Source organism: Saccharothrix algeriensis, assembly GCF_016907655.1.
GTDB classification, from domain to species: Bacteria; Actinomycetota; Actinomycetes; order Mycobacteriales; family Pseudonocardiaceae; genus Actinosynnema; species Actinosynnema algeriense.
This window is the reverse complement of the sequence record NZ_JAFBCL010000001.1, coordinates 1,487,080-1,501,938: the sequence shown is the minus strand read 5'-3', so window position 1 is coordinate 1,501,938 and position 14,859 is coordinate 1,487,080. Positions and strand designations below refer to the sequence as shown.

Sequence of the window (14,859 nt, the reverse complement as noted above, 5' to 3'; positions counted from 1 at the left end):
GCACGCGCGGGCGGGCCGAGCGTAGGAGTGACATGGTCATGCGAACCCCTGCGGCGGACAAGCCGAAGATGCGCGCGGTCCCCGGGGCGCGGCTGTCCGGGCTGCCCCAGCTGCGGCGGTCGGACCCCGCGCTGCGGCGCGAGATCGAGGTCGTCAGCGCCGTCCTGCCCTTCAAGGTCAACAACTACGTGCTGGACGAGCTGATCGACTGGGACGCGGCCCCCGACGACCCGATCTACCGGCTGACCTTCCCGCACCGCGACATGCTCCCCGCGGCGGTCTACGACGAGATCGCCGGCCTCGTCGACCGCAACGCAGGCAAGGCCGAGCTGCGCGAGTCCGTGGCCAAGGCGCGCCTGGGCCTCAACCCCCACCCCGGCGACCAGCTCAAGGCCAACGTGCCGAAGGTCGGCGACGAACCGGTCAACGGGCTGCAGCACAAGTACCGCGAGACCGTGCTCGTGTTCCCCGGCCAGGGGCAGACGTGCCACGCCTACTGCGGCTACTGCTTCCGCTGGGCCCAGTTCATCGGCGTCTCCGAGCTGAAGCAGGCCGTGTCCGGGCCGGAGGCCGCCCTGGGCTACCTCGCCGCGCACCGCGAGGTGTCGGACGTGCTCTTCACCGGCGGCGATCCGATGATCATGTCCACCGACCGGATCCGGGACCACGTGGAACAGCTCCTGCAACCCCGGTTCGACCACATCCGCAACATCCGCTTCGGCACCAAGGCGCTGTCGTACTGGCCCTACCGCTTCACCACCGACGACGACGCCGACGACCTGCTGCGCCTGCTGGAGGCGGCTTGCGCGGCGGGCAGGCACGTCGCGGTGATGGCGCACTTCTCGCACGGGCGCGAGCTGGAGACCGACGCGGTCCAGCAGGCCATCCGCCGCATCCGCGACACCGGGGCGGTGATCCGCGCCCAGGCGCCCCTCGTGCGCCACGTCAACGACGACCCGGCGGTGTGGTCGCAGATGTGGCGGCGCATGACCAACCTCGGCGTCGTGCCCTACTACATGTTCGTCGAGCGGGACACCGGGGCCAGCCAGTACTTCGAGCTGCCGCTCCGGCGCGCCGTCGGGATCTACCGCGACGCGATCGCGGCGGTCTCCGGCCTGGAGCGCACCGCCCGCGGACCGGTCATGTCGACGTCGTGGGGCAAGGTGGTCGTCGACGGCATCGCGCGGGTCGCCGGCGAGGAGGTGTTCTGCTGCCGGTTCCTGCAGGCCCGCGACCCGGCCTGGGTGGGGTTGCCCTTCTTCGCGAAGGTCGACGAGCACGCGGTGTGGTTCACCGACCTCAAGCCCGCCTTCGACGAACCCTGGTTCTGGCAGTAGCCCCGGTCCCGACCGCGGAGCCGCCTGCCCGGTGCGCCCCGCCGGTCCGGCGGAGCACACCGGTCGGTCAGCGGCTTGTGGCGGGGTGGGGGAGCAGGGCCACCTCGCGGGCGTTCTTGATCGCGGCGGCGACCTGGCGCTGCTGTTGCGGCGTCAGTCCGGTGACCCGGCGGGAGCGGATCTTGCCGCGGTCGGGGACGAACTCGCGCAGCAGGACGACGTCCTTCCAGTCCACTGTGGTCACCCGCTGCGCGTGCAGCGTCAGCACCACGAACCGGTTCTCCGACGCCGGTCGGAACCGCCGGCGCCGCGACGCGCGCCGGGGGGAGCGCGGGACCTGCTTACCGCAGCCGGGTCTGCGCCCGGTGGCCCGGCGGCTCCGTGCGGACACGGTCACCTCCTGTTTGGAAACGACAATCGTTTCCGTTGGTTTAACCCGCATCGCAACCGAGGTCGTGCCGGTGGTCGGTCCCGCGCAGCACGGCGCGCCGGGCAGATCCGGGGCCGCCGAACCGGAGTTCGCCGACCCCTCCGCCGAACGGCACGACGGGACGGAGGAGCTGTGGAGCAGGGCATCCGCCCCGACCCCGGCTGCCGCGATCCGGCTTCGTCAGCCGGCCGCGCCCCGACCGGCCGGCGGGGCGAAGCAGGCGCGCAGGAACCGGAGGATCTCCGCCCGAGCGGGCTGCGCCTGCCGCGCGATGCCCGGCATGCTGAGGAAGGCGTGCCCCGCTCCGGGGTACTCGGCCAGCCGCGCGGGGGTCCCGGCCGCGTGCAGGCGTTCGGCGTAGCGGCGGCCCTGGTCGGCCAGCGGGTCCTCGGTCGGCACCACCACCAGCGCCGGCGCCAGCCCGCCCAGGTCGTCGGCGAACAGCGGTGAGAGCGGGCGGGGGTCGGTTCCCGGCGGGACGGCGAGCCGCTGGAGCAGCCGCAGCTGCCGCGCGTCGAGGGTCGGGCTGTCGGCGTGCCGGGTGGCCGAGGCGTGGTCGAGCATCCCCCCGGTCACGTCGACCACGGGGTTGACCAGGACCTGCGCCCGGAGGCGCACACCCGCCCCCGCGGCCCGGATCGCCGCCAGGGCGCAGATCAGCGCGCCGCAGCTCTCGCCGAAGACGGCGGTCCGCGTCGGGTCGACGTCCCACCGCGCCACGTGCCGCAGCGCGTCCCAGCCGTCGTCGACGGCCGCCGACAGCGGTGTCGCCCGGTCCAGGAGGCGGTGGTCGACCGAGACCACGACCGCGGGCAGCCGGGCGGCGAGGTGGCTGTTCACCCAGTCGCTCTGCGCCGCCGTGCCCACGAAACCGCCCCCGTGCACGTGGAGCACGAGCGGCAGCGGCCCGTCGGTGTCCCCGGGCAGCGGCCGGTGCGCCCGGACCGGCAGCGTGCGGCCGGGCAGCGCCAGCTCCTGCCGGCAGATGTCCACGTGGGGTTCCGGCTCCCCGGTGACCGCCCGCGCGGCGCTGGAGGACCGGAAGCGGTTCTCCGCGTCGCGGTAGGCGAGCAGCTCCTCGGCCGTCACCGTCGACCAGTCCGGCTCCGGCGGTCGCCCCGCCGTGATGGCCTCGTCCACCGTCTTCTCCCCTCGCAGGTTTCGCTACATCAAGTTTCGATACTAAAGGTAGCGCAACCTGTTAGCGTGTGGCCATGGCCCCGACCACACCCGCCCGGCCGCCCGGCCGCCCCCGCGCCGGCGTCAACGCGGTGGTCTTCGCCGCCACGCTCGGCGCGGTCCACCGGCTCGGCTACGCGCGCGCCACCGTCGACCGCATCGCCGCCGAGGCCGGCGTGGCCAAGACCACGATCTACCGCCGCTGGCCGTCCAAGGGCGCGCTGGTCGTGGACTGCCTCCTGGATGCGTTCGGCCCGCTGCCGCTGGAGGGCGCCGACCGGGCCGAGGTCGTGGCCACCGCCATCCGCTGGATCGCGGCGAAGATCGGCGAGCCCGGGGTCGGCGACGCGTTCGCCGGCGTGTTCAGCGACGCCGTGAGCGACCCGGCCCTGCGCGACGTCCTGGCCACCCGGCTCCAGGACCCCTACCGGCTCGCGCTCCAGGACGCGCTGGGCGAACCGGAGGACCGCGTGCTGTTCCTCATCGACGTCGTCGTCGGGACCCTGCTGCACCGGATGGGCATGACCGGCGAGCCCATGGCCGACGCCGACGTCGCCGCGCTGGTCGACCTGGTCCTGCCGCACTTCGCCGGCGGCGCCGGTCCGGGCCGGGCCCACCGGCGCTGACCGGAGGCGCGCGGGACGCCTGGGGCACAATCGGCGGAGTGCGGATCGGGGTGCTCGGGCCACTGGAGGTGCACGCGGCCGACGGCGTCGTGGCGCACGTGCCGGGCGCCCGGCTGCGCGCGCTGCTGGTCGCCCTCGCGCTCGAACCCGGCCGGGTGGTCCCGAATGCGGCGCTGGTCGACTGGATCTGGGGTGGCCGGCCGCCGGCCGACGCGGCGAACGCCTTGCAGCGCCTGGCTTCCCGGCTGCGACGGGTGCTGCCGGACGGGGTGGTCGACGGGCGGGTGGGCGGCTACCGGTTGGCGGTGGAGCCGGACCGCGTCGACGCCGCGCGGTTCGAGCGCCTGGTCGGCCGGGCGCGCGACGCCGGGGACGGGCAGCGGGCCGGGCTGCTGCGCGAGGCCCTGGGGCTGTGGCGCGGCGCGGCCCTGCAGGACGTCGGCGCGCGGGACAGCGCGGCGTTCGACGCGGCGGTCACCCGGCTGGAGGGGCTGCGCCTGGCCGCGGCGGAGGACCGGTTCGAGGCCGAGGTCCGCCTCGGCGGCGGTGCGGAGCTGGTCGCGGAGCTGACCGACCTGGTGGCCGCGCACCCGGTGCGCGAGCGGCTGGTCGGCGCCCTGATGCGCGCCCTCGGCGCGGCCGGTCGGGGCCCCGAGGCGCTGGTCGTGTACCAGCGGGCGCGCGAAGCCCTCGCCGACGCGCTGGGCGTCGACCCCTCGCCGGAGCTGTCCGCGCTGCACGTCGCGCTGCTGCGGGGGCAGCCGGGCCGGCGGCAGGAGGGCCCGAGGACCAACCTGCGCGCCGAGCTGACCAGCTTCGTGGGCAGGGACGCCGAGGTCGCCGCGGTCCGCGGGCTCGTCACCGGGCACCGGCTCACCACCCTGGTCGGGCCGGGCGGCTCCGGGAAGACCAGGCTGGCCGCGGAAACCGCGCGCACGCTGCTCGGCGACCTGCCGGGCGGGGTCTGGCTGGTCGAACTCGCCGCCGTCGGCGCGGGCGGCGACGTGGCGCAGCCGACGCTCGCCGCGCTCGGGCAGCGGGACGCGCTGCTCGGCGGGGCGCCGGGCGCGGACCCGACCGACCGGGTGGTCGCCGCGGTCCGCGAGCGGGAGGTGCTGCTGGTCCTGGACAACTGCGAGCACGTGGTCGAGTCGGCCGCGGTGTTCGCCCACCGGGTGCTGGGGGAGTGCCCGCGGCTGCGGGTCCTGGCCACGAGCCGGGAACCGCTCGGCATCACCGGCGAGGCCCTGTGGCAGGTCCTGCCGCTGGAGCCGCCCGCGCGGGGCGCCGGCCCGGACGAGGTCGAGTCGTCCCCGGCCGTCCGGCTGCTGCGGGACCGGGCCGGCGCGGTGCGCAAGGACCTCGTGGTCGACGCGCCCGCGCTGTCGACCATGGCGCGCGTGTGCCGGGCGCTGGACGGGATGCCGCTGGCCGTCGAACTCGCCGCGGCCAGGCTGCGCACCATGTCGCTCGACCAGCTCGCCGACCGGCTCGACGACCGGTTCCGCCTGCTGACCGGCGGCAGCCGCACCGCGCTGCCGCGCCACCGGACGCTGCGCGCGGTGGTCGACTGGAGCTGGGAGCTGCTCGACGACGCCGAGCGGTCGGTGCTGCGCAGGCTGTCGGTGTTCGCCGACGGGGCGGGCCTGGAGGCGGCCGAGCGGGTCTGCTCGGGCGAGGGGGTCGAGCCGGGGCGGGTGCTCGAACTGCTGACCGCGCTGGTGGAGAAGTCGCTGGTGCTCGCCGGGGGCGACCGGGCGCCGCGCTACCGGATGCTCGGCACGATCAAGGAGTACGCCCGGCACCGGCTCGCGGAGGCGGGGGAGGCGGACCTGGCGCGCCGAGCGCACCTGGCTCACTTCACCGACCTCGCCGAGGCCGCGGAACCGCACCTGCGGCGCGCCGAGCAGGTGCAGTGGCTCGCCGTGCTCCGGGTCGAGCACGACAACATCGGCGCCGCGCTGCGGGGCGCGATCGCGGCCGGCGACGCGCAGGGCGCGATGCGGCTCGCGGCCGCGGCCGGCTGGTACTGGTGGCTGGGCGGGCACAAGGCCGAGGGCAACGAGCTGATCGTGGCGGCCACCGCCGTGCCGGGCGAGGTGACCGACGACCTGCGGGCCCTGGTCTACGGGTTCGTGACGGTGTTCCTCAGCTCCGGGTGGGGCGACCAGTACCAGGCGCGGGAGTGGATCCACCGGGCGTACCGCAGCAGCCTGCGCAGCCGGAGCAAGCACCCGCTGATGGGGTTCCTGGCCCCGCTGGAGCGCATGGTGCAGTCGCCGGAGGCGTTCCTGCTGGCGGTCGAACCGCTGCTGTCCGACGCGGACCCCTGGGTGCGCGCCCTCGCGCGGCTGCACCTGGGCAAGATGCGGGTCGTGCTCGGCCACGGCGGGTGGGACGCCGACGCCCACCTCGACGAGGCGCTCGCCGAGTTCCGCGCCCTCGGCGAGCGGTGGGGGATGGCGTTCGCCCTGACCGAGTCGGCGGACCGGATCGCCGTGCGCGGCGGGTTCGCCGACGCGTGCGAGCGCTACGAGCGCGCGATCGAGGTCGTCACCGAGGTCGGCGCCGTCGAGGACGTCGTCGGGATGCGGTCGCGGCAGGCGCAGCTGCACTGGCTGGCGGGCGACGAGGCCGCCGGCGCGGCCGCCATGGCGGAGGCCCAGCGCCACGCGGAACGGGTCGCCTGGCCGGACGCCCTGGCCGAACTGGCCCTGGCGAAGGCGCGCCTCGCGCACTGGGGCGGGGACACCGGGGAGGCGCGCCGGCAGCTCGAGGCCGCCAAGGCCATGCTGGGCGACGGCGCCGAGCGGGTGAACGTCCGCGCGGTGACGCACGACCTGCTCGGCTACCTCGCCGAGGGCGTCGGCGAATCCCGCGAACACCGCGCCGCGGCCCTCCGGGCGGCGGCCGAGGCGGGGCACGCGCCCCAGCTCGCCCAGGTGCTCATCGGCGTCGCGGACCTGGCGCTGCGCCAGGGGCAGCACGAGCAGGCCGCGCGCCTGCTCGCCGCGAGCGCTTGCGTGCGCGGTCTGCCGGACCTCTCCCAACCGGACGCGGGGCGGATCGAGCGGGCTGCCCGGAGCCGCCTCGGTGACGCGCGGTTCACCGAGGCGACGCGGGAGGGGGAGCGGGCGGACTGGCGCGAGCTGGCCGAGGTCGTGCTCGCCGGGTGAGCTGCGCCCGCGCACGGCCGACGACAGCGCGGCCGGGACAGCGCGGCCGGGACAGCGCGACCGCGCGGGAAGCGCGTTCGGCCACCGGCTCTACCGGGTCGCGTCCGTCCACGTGACCGGCAGTTCGTGGACGCCGTAGATGTTCATGTCGGTCCTGAGCCGCACCTCGTCGGCGGGGACGGCGAGTTCGAGGGTCGGGAAGCGGCGCAGCAGCCCCGCGAAACCGGCGCGCATCTCGATGCGGGCCAGCTGCTGCCCGAGGCACTGGTGGACGCCGTGGCCGAAGGACAGGTGGCCGCGGGCCGTGCGGTGGACGTCCAGGGCGTCGGGGTCGTCGAAGCGCCCGGGGTCGCGGTTGGCCGCCAGCAGGGAGACCACGACGGTCGACCCCGCGGGGATGGTCTCGCCGCCGAGCTCGACGTCCTCGGTGGCGTAGCGGAAGAAGATGTCGGCGACGGACAGGTGGCGCAGGAGCTCCTCGACCGCTCCGGGCACCAGGTCCGGGTCGGCGCGCAGCGCGGCCCACTGGTCGGGGTGCTCCAGGAGGGCGAAAGCGCCCAGCCCCAGCATGTTGGCGGTCGTCTCGTGGCCGGCGAGCAGCAGCAGGAAGGCGATGCCGGTCAGCTCCTCGGTGGTCAGGTCGTCCTGGCGGGCCAGGTCGGACAGGATGTCCTCGCCGGGGGCGGCGCGCTTGCCCGTGACCAGTTCGGACAGGTACGTCGTCAGGGCGCCGTACGCGGCCATCTTCTCGTCCAGCGACACCTCTTTGAGCATGAACCTGGCCGAGTCGGCCTGGAAGCCCTCCCGGTCCGCGTAGGGCACGCCGAGCAGCTCGCAGATCACCAGCGACGGCACCGGCAGCGCGAACTCCTCGACCAGGTCGACCGGTGGGGTCAGGCGGGCCATCTCGTCGAGCTGCCGTTCGACGATGTCGGCGATGCGCTCTTCGAGCTGCTTCATGCGCTTGACGGTGAAGGCGCCGGTGAGCTTGCGCCGCAGCCGGGTGTGGTCCGGCGGGTCCATGGCGATGAACAGGCCCGGCACCTGAGGGGACGGTTCGGTGGGCGTCGGCATCCCGGGGGTCTCGTACGGCACGTGGACGACCCCGATGTCCTGGCGGGAGCTGAACCGGGTGTCGGCCAGGAGCCGGCGGGCCGCGTCGTAGCCGGTGACGAGCCAGCCCTCGTGGCCGTCGGGGAAGGTCATCGGGCTGACCGGGCGCGCCCCGCGCAGCTCGGTGATCCGGCGGGGCGGGTCGAAGGGGCCCGCGTCGCGCTCCATGGGCAGGCCCTGCGGGACGGGAACCGTGCGGCTCATCGTTTTCCTCTCGTGGTGGTCGTTGCCACCACGATGGCCGACCGACCTGACACGGCCCTGACACGACGCCGACACGGGATGTCAGGGGAGGGACCGGCGGGGGCGCGGTGTCGGGAGGGGCCACCGGGAGGGACGTCGGTGGGGGAATGGCGGAGGCGTGGGAACCGCACTTCCCGCCACCTTCAACGTATAGCGGGCACAGGGGCTTGCGGCAAGACCCGGGCCCTGCCCCAGACTTGCCGGCCGGGAGCCGGGACGAGGGGAAGCGGGGAATCCGGGAATGCGCGTGCTGTTGACGACGTGGGGATCGCGCGGGGACGTCGAACCGCTGGTGGGGCTCGCGGTGGCGCTGCGGGGGCTCGGCGCGGAGGTGCGGTTGTGCGTGCCGCCCGACGAGGACTTCCGGGAGCTGCTGGCGCGCGTCGGCGTGCCGCTGGTGCCGCTGGGGCCGACGGTGCGCTCGGTGGTCGCCGGCCCGAAGCCGCCGACGGCGCAGGACGCGTTCCGGCTGGCGCCCGAGCTGGTCGCCGCGCGGTTCGACGTGCTCGGTGCCGCGGCCGAGGGGTGCGACGTGCTGCTGGCGGCCGGCCTGCTGCCGGCCGGCGCGCGGGACGTGGCCGAGAAGTCGGGCATCCGCTACGTGTACGCGTGCTTGCAGCTCTACGGGTTGCCGTCGCGGGTCTTCGCCCCGGGGCAGCGGCCGGGCACGCGGTCCACACCGGACACGACCGACAACCGGGCGTTGTGGGAAGAGGACGCCCGGAGGGTGCACGCCCTGTACGGCGCGGCGCTCAACGGCCACCGGGCGGCGATCGGCCTGCCTCCGGTGGACGACGTCCGCGACCACGTCTTCACCGACCGGCCGTGGTTGGCGGCGGACCCGGTGCTGTGCCCGTCGGAGGGCATGACCGACCTCGACGTCGTGCAGACCGGGGCGTGGCTCCTGCCCGACGACCGCCCGCTCCCGGACGGGCTGTCGGCGTTCCTGGACGCCGGCGCGCCCCCGGTGTACGTGGGTTTCGGCAGCATGGCCGCGCACGCGCCGGAGGGCATCGCCCGCGCGGCCACCGAGGCGGTCCGCGCGCGGGGCCGCCGGATCGTGCTCGCCCGCGGCTGGGCCGGGCTGGCCCCGGTCGACGACGCCGAGGACTGCTTCGTCGTCGGCGAGGTCAACCAGCAGGCGCTGTTCCGCCGGGTGGCCGCGGTCGTGCACCACGGCGGTGCGGGCACCACCACGACGGCCGCCCGCGCCGGCGCGCCGCAGGTGGTGGTGCCGAGGATCGCGGACCAGCCGTACTGGGCCGGCCGGGTGGCCGAGTTGGGCATCGGTGTGGCGCACGGGGGTTCGACGCCGACCGCCGACTCCCTGTCCGCCGCGCTGGCCGCGGCTTCGTCGGCCGGGGTTCGGGCGCGGGCGCGAGCCGTGGCCGCCACGATCCGGACCGACGGGGCGGCGGTGGCCGCGAAGGCGCTCCTCGGCGTCGGCCCGGACAGGCCGCCCGCAACCGCGTGAGCCGCGCGCCGGTCGCTTCCCGCAACGCCGGTGCGGCGTCGGCCTCGTGGGGCTTGGTGTTCGGCGTGCTCGCGTTCCGCTCGGCGCCGACCGCTCGGCGGCCGTGACCGGGGGCGCGGCGCTGCTCGCGCTCTCCGCCGGCACGGTGTTCCACCCCGGCGGGGTGTGGTCGCTGCCGTCCTCGGCCCGGTGCACGGCCGCGCGCGCCTCAGCCTCGGTCCGCACCCGGTCGGCGTCCGGCAACGCACCCGACGGGTCGTCGACGACGGCGGTCGCCCCGTCCCCGTCGATGACCGTGGCCCCACCAGCACGGTGCTGCCGGTGGCCGCCGCGACCGGCGGCGCGGCCGTCAGCGCGCCGCCGGCCACCGCCGCTCCGAACGCCCCCTGGCCGGCCAGGACAGGAATTCCCGACGCCCCAAGCCCCCCACGGCTCTCCCTTTCCCCTGGAATCAGGACAGGTCGCGCCGGTCGGCGGGCACACGAACGGTGGTGTTCGCGCCGATTGCTGCACTGCGCAAGGGGAACGTGGTGTTGGCCCCGCATATGGGGAAGTGGTGTTGGCCGCCGGAATCCGGGAGCCATACGCTGGTCCGGCGCACGTGCACCACGTTCGTCCCACGGATGGACCAAAGGAACCACGAGCATCCTCGGGAGTTTCCAGTGAGAAGCACCGGAATCGTGCTGTACGCCCTGCTCATGGCCTGGACCTTCGGCCTCTCGCCCGCCGCCGTGGGCGCGCCGGCAGGCCACAGCGCGTTCACCCTGTCCAGCTCCGCCTTCGCCGACGGCGGTGCCATCCCCAAGATCCACGAGTGCACCAGCGGCGGCGGCAACGACCCCGCGAAGAAGAACGAGTCCCCGCCCCTGGCCTGGGCGGGCGCCCCGGCCGCGGCCAAGAGCTACGCGGTCGTCATGCGCGACCTCGACAACGCCGACCTCATCCACTGGGTCATCTACGACATCCCGGCGAGCGTGACCTCGCTGCCCCAGAACGTCGAGCACGTCCACCGACCCCCGGTCCCGGCGGGGGCCCGGCAGGTCTACTACCGGGGGAGCGCGAGCCTGTACGGCTACCAGGGGCCTTGCTCCCCCTCGACGGTGAACACCTACGAGTTCGTCGTCCACGCGCTCAACCGGGCGTCGCTGACCAACCTGGACTCCACCTCGTCCACCCGGACCGCGGCCAGGGCGATCACCGCGGCTTCGATCGGCTCGGCCCGGATCACCGGCGAGTCGTAGCCCCACCGCGTCGGCACCCCGCCCCGCCCCGCCCCGCCGAGCGGGGCGGGGCGCCGTGCTCAGCGGGGCACGGGCAGCCGCCCGTCGCGGAGGTCGGTCAGGGCGCGGCGGTGGCGAGCGGTCCGGCGCGGTCGGCCGGCACGGTGTTCCCGCCGCGGGCCGCCGACACCGGCCGGGTCACCCCATCGGGTGTTGGTGGAGCACGGGACCGGCCGAGGCGCAAGGGTGTTCCCGCCAGTGGAACCCGTTCGGGGCCTGGTCGTCGTGCTTCGATAATGCGGTGAGGGCCGAGTCGGGGGTGCGTGATGGGTGCTGAGCTGGATCGCCGGTCGTTCCTGCTGGTCGCGGGCCTGCTGGGGGTCGGCGCCTGTGGGTCTGACACCGGTCGGGAGGGGTCGGCCGACGGCACGCTGCGGCACTGGTACCACGCGTACGGCGAGGACGGCGTCCAGGACGCGGTGCGCCGCTACGCCGCCGCCTACCCGCACGCGCGAGTCGAAGTGCAGTGGAATCCCGGCGACTACGACTCCAAGGTCCTCACCGCGCTGCAGAACAGCGCCGTGCCGGACGTGTTCGAGGCGCAGGTCAAGGTGGACTGGGTGCGGCAGGGGCAGGTCGTGCCGCTGGACGACCTGCTCGGCGACGCGCGGGACGACTTCGTCCGCGCGCTGCTGGACTCCCAGACGGTCGACGGCCGCCTCTACGGCGTCCCGCAGGCCATCGACACCCAGGTCCTGTACTACCGGCCGAGCCTGCTCCGCGACGCGGGCGTCAGCCCGCCCACCACCGTCGACGAGCTCCTCGACGCCGCGAAGCGGCTCACCGGCGGGGGAGTGCGCGGCCTGTTCGCCGGCAACGACGGCGGCGTGGGCGTGCTCACCGGGCCGCTGCTGTGGTCGGCGGGCCTGGACTTCCTGTCCCCGGACGGCAGGGCGCCCGGCTTCGACGACCCGCGCGCGGCGGTGGCGTTCGGCAAGCTCCGCGACCTGAACCGGGACGGCGGCCTGCTGCTCGGCGCGCCCACCGACTGGGCGGACCCCGGCGCGTTCGCGGACGGGCTCGTCGCGATGCAGTGGACCGGCCTGTGGAACCTGCCGAAGATCATCGAGGCGCACGGTGACGACGTCGGCGTGCTGCCGTTCCCGCGCCTGGACGCCGCCGGGGGCGACTCGGTGCCGGTCGGGGCGTACAGCGCGATGGTGAACGCGCGCAGCGCCGACGTCGAGGCGGCCAAGGCGTACGTCGAGTGGCTCTGGGTGGAGCGGACCGACCACCAGCAGGAGTTCGCCACCGCGTTCGGCGCGCACCTGCCCGCGCGGCGCAGCCTGGCCGAACGGGCCGAGCGGCTCGCCTCGGGCCCCGGCGAGCAGGTCGTCGGGTTCGTCACGCGCAGCGGGCGGATCGCCACCCCCGCCCGCTGGCCGGCGCGGGCCAACACCGCGCTGTCCGACGCGGTGTCCAGGATCGCGCGGCAGGGCGCCGACGCGGCGGCGGAACTGCGCGCGGCGCTCGACGTGGCGCGGGCCGAGATCACCCGGCTCGACCGGTGACCCGGCGGCGCGGCGCGCTCGCGTTCTGGGGGTTCGTCGGCCCGTTCGCCGCCGGGCTGCTGGTCTTCACCTACGTGCCGATCGGGTGGAGCGCCTACCTGAGCCTCTACGACGCGCGCAACACCGTGACGCCGACGCGGTTCGTCGGCCTGGCCAACTACGCCGACGTGCTCACCGACCGGGCCTTCCTCGACAGCATCGGCACGTTCACCGCGTTCGCCGCCTTCGTCATCCCGGTCACGGTGGCGCTGTCGCTGGGGCTCGCCCTGCTGGTGGACCGGGTGCCGGTGGCGAAGGCGTTCTTCCGGTCGGTGTTCTTCCTGCCGTTCGCGTGCTCCTACGTGGTGGCCGCGCTGGTGTGGAGGACGGCGCTGTTCTCCGGGCTGGACAGCGGGGTGGTCAACACCGCGCTCGGCTGGTTCGGCGTCGGGCCGCAGGCTTGGGTCGGCACGGTCGACCCGCCGCTGTACTGGGTCGTGCTCGTCACCGCCCGGCTGTGGTTGCAGGTCGGCTTCTACCTGATCCTGTTCGTCGCGGCGCTGCAGCGCATCCCGGCGCACCGCTACGAGGCGGCGTGGATCGACGGCGCCTCGCCGGGGTGGCAGACGTTCCGGCACGTCACGCTGCCCGGCCTGCGCGGGGTGCTGGTCGCCGTGCTGGTGCTGAACCTGGTCAACGCCTACCAGGCGTTCGACGAGTTCTACAACATCCTCGGCGACTCGCGCGGCTACCCGCCGTTCGCCCGCCCGCCCCTGGTGTACCTCTACTACACCTCGCTCGGCTCGGGTGGCCAGGACCTCGGGCGGGGCAGCGCGGGCGCGCTCGTCCTGGCGCTGGTGATCGCGCTGGCGACGCTGCTGTCCGGCCGGGTGCTCCGGAGGGCGGGCTGATGCGCCCCGCGGGTCGCCGGAACCCGGTCGGGGCGGTCGCGCGCTGGGTCGCGCTGGTGGTCGCGGCGGTGCTGTTCCTGCTGCCGTTCGCCGTCCTGGTCCGGGACGGCCTGGCCGCGCTGCCGGACGTGTTCGCCGACGACCGGATCCCGTTCGGCCGCAGCCTGCTGAACTCGACCGCCGTCGCGGTGCTGCAGACGGCGGGCCAGCTGCTGCTGTGCTCGACGGCGGGCTACGGCCTGGCGCGGATCCCGTTCCGGGGCGAACCCGCGGTGCGCCACGCGATCGTGGCGACGCTGCTGGTGCCGACCGCCGTGACGTTCGTGCCGTCGTTCGTGGTGGTCTCCAGCCTCGGCTGGCTGTCGGACCTGCGCGGGCTGGTGGTGCCGGGCCTGTTCAGCGCGCTGAACGTGTTCCTGTTCCGCCAGTACTTCCTGGACTTCCCGGCGGCGCTGGAGGAGGCCGGCCGCCTGGACGGCCTGTCCCGGTGGGGCGTCTTCCGGCGCGTCGTGGTCCCCAACTCGACCGGCGTCTTCGCCGCCGTCGCGGTCATCGACTTCGTCGGCAGCTGGAACCAGTTCCTCTGGCCCCTGGTCATCGCGCAGGACTCGTCGTCCTGGACCGTGCAGGTGGCGCTGTCGAGCCTGCTGACCGCCCAGAACCCGCAGGTGCCGCTGCTGTTCGCCGCGGCGGCGGTGTCCCTGCTGCCGATCGTGCTGGTGTTCGCCCTGCTCCAGCGGCACCTGGTGCGGGGCGTCACCGAAACGGGCCTCACCGGCCGGTGACCCGCGCCGGGCGGGGGTGTGATCGCGGTCGCGGTCCGGGAACCCGGTCGGAACCGGAGCGGTGCGGCGCGCGTTCAACCCTCTGTGCTGATTTTCCTCGGGATCGTCCTCCTCGTGGTGCAGGTGGTCGTGGTGATCCGGTACGGGACCTCGAAGCCGGAGGACGAGTCCAAGCGCCGCAAGGCGTTGATCGTGACCTCCGCCCTCGTCCTGCTCGCCTCGATCGCGCTGTTCCTCACGGCGTGACCGCCGGGCGCGTCGGCGGCCGGTGCGCCCCGCCCCGGCCGGCCGGCCGGAAAAGCGGCCCGAACCGCCACCGGGGCCGGTGGCCGTGAGGTCGGGCCGCCATTTCCCGGGTGGCCTGGCGGGCCGGTGAACGCGATTTCGCCGAAATCGGCTACTCGCGGGTAGGCGCACGGCGGGCGCTCACGGGCGCGGGCGCACCCGCGTCCACCTGCGCCCGCCCCGCTCGGCCCGGGGCGTGGTGGCGGCGACGCAGCGCGGGCACAGCCACAGGTTCCGCCCCGCGGTCTGCGCCAGCCACACGGCGTCCGCCCACGGCACGTGCCGGAACCGGCCCAGCCGGCTGCGGCTGAGCGCCTGTCCGCACAGCGTCTGGTTGGTGCCGGGCAGCCAGGCGTGCACCTCGCCGGACGGCTGCCGGACGCCGTCCTCGTCGACCCACTGGCTGGACGCGGCGACGCAGGGCTGGGGGCTCATGACGGGGGGATACCCGCTGCGGCCCGTCTTCGACACGGGGGAGCGGGGCGCGTCGCGCCGGCGATGTCGACCGCGCCGGCGCACCATTTCCGCGA

At 75.1% G+C, this 14,859-nt stretch carries 13 protein-coding genes; 9 read left to right on the top strand and 4 right to left on the bottom strand.

The window, feature by feature from the left end; all coding sequences use genetic code 11:
- The first annotated feature begins 38 nt into the window (after positions 1-38).
- On the top strand, positions 39-1,337 hold the full coding sequence (locus tag JOE68_RS06410) for a KamA family radical SAM protein (RefSeq protein ID WP_204841414.1): 1,299 nt from the start codon (positions 39-41) through the stop codon (positions 1,335-1,337).
- A 67-nt stretch (positions 1,338-1,404) separates the two neighbouring features.
- On the opposite strand, the gene rpsR is transcribed toward JOE68_RS06410, so the two are convergent.
- Together rpsR and JOE68_RS06400 are read right to left on the bottom strand one after the other, a co-directional pair.
- Complete coding sequence (gene rpsR / locus JOE68_RS30960) at positions 1,405-1,608, bottom strand: 30S ribosomal protein S18 (RefSeq protein WP_307820021.1); 204 nt, start codon at positions 1,606-1,608, stop codon at positions 1,405-1,407.
- 339 nt (positions 1,609-1,947) lie between these two features.
- On the bottom strand, positions 1,948-2,907 hold the full coding sequence (locus JOE68_RS06400) for an alpha/beta hydrolase (RefSeq protein WP_204841412.1): 960 nt from the start codon (positions 2,905-2,907) through the stop codon (positions 1,948-1,950).
- A gap of 74 nt (positions 2,908-2,981) precedes the next feature.
- Between JOE68_RS06400 and JOE68_RS06395 the strand changes: the two genes are divergently transcribed.
- Both JOE68_RS06395 and JOE68_RS06390 read left to right on the top strand, forming a co-directional pair.
- On the top strand, positions 2,982-3,572 hold the full coding sequence (locus JOE68_RS06395) for a TetR/AcrR family transcriptional regulator (RefSeq protein WP_204841411.1): 591 nt from the start codon (positions 2,982-2,984) through the stop codon (positions 3,570-3,572).
- Positions 3,573-3,610: 38 nt separating this feature from the next.
- A complete protein-coding gene (locus tag JOE68_RS06390) occupies positions 3,611-6,748 on the top strand; it encodes an ATP-binding protein (RefSeq protein ID WP_204841410.1) in 3,138 nt (1,045 codons plus the stop codon).
- A gap of 90 nt (positions 6,749-6,838) precedes the next feature.
- On the opposite strand, the gene JOE68_RS06385 is transcribed toward JOE68_RS06390, so the two are convergent.
- Positions 6,839-8,065 (bottom strand): cytochrome P450, encoded by a 1,227-nt coding sequence (locus tag JOE68_RS06385; RefSeq protein ID WP_204841409.1) that lies wholly within the window; start codon positions 8,063-8,065, stop codon positions 6,839-6,841.
- A gap of 280 nt (positions 8,066-8,345) precedes the next feature.
- On the opposite strand from JOE68_RS06385, the gene JOE68_RS06380 reads away from it, so the two are divergent.
- From JOE68_RS06380 to JOE68_RS06355, 6 genes are all read left to right on the top strand, one after another.
- Complete coding sequence (locus tag JOE68_RS06380; RefSeq protein ID WP_204841408.1) at positions 8,346-9,578, top strand: glycosyltransferase; 1,233 nt, start codon at positions 8,346-8,348, stop codon at positions 9,576-9,578.
- A 698-nt stretch (positions 9,579-10,276) separates the two neighbouring features.
- A complete protein-coding gene (locus tag JOE68_RS06375) occupies positions 10,277-10,819 on the top strand; it encodes a YbhB/YbcL family Raf kinase inhibitor-like protein (RefSeq protein WP_204845956.1) in 543 nt (180 codons plus the stop codon).
- Between the two features lie 305 nt (positions 10,820-11,124).
- Positions 11,125-12,369 (top strand): ABC transporter substrate-binding protein, encoded by a 1,245-nt coding sequence (locus JOE68_RS06370; RefSeq protein WP_204841407.1) that lies wholly within the window; start codon positions 11,125-11,127, stop codon positions 12,367-12,369.
- Complete coding sequence (locus tag JOE68_RS06365; RefSeq protein ID WP_204841406.1) at positions 12,366-13,259, top strand: carbohydrate ABC transporter permease; 894 nt, start codon at positions 12,366-12,368, stop codon at positions 13,257-13,259. The genes JOE68_RS06370 and JOE68_RS06365 overlap by 4 nt, the downstream gene beginning before the upstream one ends.
- On the top strand, positions 13,259-14,044 hold the full coding sequence (locus JOE68_RS06360) for a carbohydrate ABC transporter permease (RefSeq protein ID WP_204841405.1): 786 nt from the start codon (positions 13,259-13,261) through the stop codon (positions 14,042-14,044). The genes JOE68_RS06365 and JOE68_RS06360 overlap by 1 nt, the downstream gene beginning before the upstream one ends.
- An 84-nt stretch (positions 14,045-14,128) precedes the next feature.
- Positions 14,129-14,290, top strand: a complete 162-nt coding sequence (locus JOE68_RS06355) for a hypothetical protein (protein ID WP_204841404.1) — start codon at positions 14,129-14,131, stop codon at positions 14,288-14,290.
- Positions 14,291-14,470: 180 nt separating this feature from the next.
- On the opposite strand, the gene JOE68_RS06350 is transcribed toward JOE68_RS06355, so the two are convergent.
- Positions 14,471-14,764: a hypothetical protein gene (locus tag JOE68_RS06350; RefSeq protein WP_204841403.1), complete on the bottom strand. Its 294-nt coding sequence runs from the start codon at positions 14,762-14,764 to the stop codon at positions 14,471-14,473.
- Positions 14,765-14,859: the final 95 nt, after the last annotated feature.